General features: G+C 39.1%; 1 protein-coding gene. It reads right to left on the reverse strand.

Going from position 1 to position 253, the window contains the following annotated elements:
- Positions 1-59 precede the first annotated feature (59 nt).
- Positions 60-253 (reverse strand): hypothetical protein (locus tag LKK83_RS32005; protein ID WP_324631538.1); only part of this gene is annotated, 194 nt, incomplete at its 5' end.

The raw sequence follows: 253 nt of genomic DNA on the forward strand, positions 1-253 counted from the left end.
CCGCGTTACTTTAGTACGCGGAGGAAGTTCGACTCAGGCGGTTTTAACCGCCGTGAGTCTTAAAATAAACTTAGTTGTTCTCCATCTGTTCTCTTGGGTTTCCGAGTACGTTTGGTTTTAGTTTTGTTGATTTGAGTAGAGAACTCAGACGTATCAAAAAGATTAAGTTGAGTAGGATTGATTGGTTGATTAATTACGGGTTTGACCACTTTAAATTTTTGCTTAACCAGTTCCCCAAACCCATAACTAAAAC

It is taken from the genome of Phormidium sp. CCY1219 (assembly GCF_035615515.1).
Lineage (GTDB): Bacteria > Cyanobacteriota > Cyanobacteriia > Cyanobacteriales > Laspinemataceae > CCY1219.